The 757-nt window shown below is 73.6% G+C and carries 1 pseudogene; it reads right to left on the bottom strand.

From position 1 onward, the window contains the following. A pseudogene (locus FFK22_RS42040) lies at positions 1–757 on the bottom strand (hypothetical protein); the annotation flags it as partial.

Consider the following 757-nt stretch of genomic DNA (forward strand, 5'->3'; position numbering starts at 1 on the left):
CGTGGTGCCCGCGGTGGCCACCACCGCCGCGGTGGTCGAGCCGGAGCCCAGTGCCACGTCGCCGGCATTGGCCCCGGCGGTCGCGCCGTGGCCGACGGCGACGCCGTCCTGCACCGAGGCCACGGCCTCGGGCCCGGCAGCCGTGCTGTCCGTCCCCGTCGCCTGGCTGTCCGCCAGGGTCGAGGTGGCGTGGAAGTACTTGATGCCGCCGCCGGTGCTGATGTTGTCGACCTTGGTGTTCAGCGTGTCCACCGAGGTGTTGGTGGCAAAGAGCTGCGAGCCGTTCACCGCGTCGGTCGAGGTCGCCGAGACCCGGCCGGCCGCGACATTGGTGATGGTCCGCTCCGCCCCCGGTGCGCCGACGCTGACCGTGCTGGTCGGCGCCGTGCCGGCGAAGTTGTAGGTCGTGCCGGCGATCTTGGTGCTGGCCGTGCCGACCGCCGCCGCCGTGACCGAGCCGGAGCCCAGAGCCACCGCGCCGGCATCGCCGGCCGTGGCCCCGTTGCCCAGGGCGACCGCGTCCGCCGCCGTGGCCCTGGCGCCGACGCCCGCCGCCACCGCGTTGGTGCCGGTGGCGCCGTCATTGTCGTAGTTCGCGCCCTTCGTGCCGCCGTCGTTGACGCTGTAGTAGTGCGTCAGCTTGCCGGTGATGGTCGTGACCTCGCTGGCGACGCTGTCCACCGCCGTGTTGGTGGCGAAGAGCTGGCTGCCGTTCACCGCGTCGGTCGAGGTGTCCGAGAGCCGTCCCGCCGCCACG

It is taken from the genome of Mycobacterium sp. KBS0706, from assembly GCF_005938675.2.
Taxonomy (GTDB): Bacteria; Pseudomonadota; Alphaproteobacteria; order DSM-16000; family Inquilinaceae; genus Inquilinus.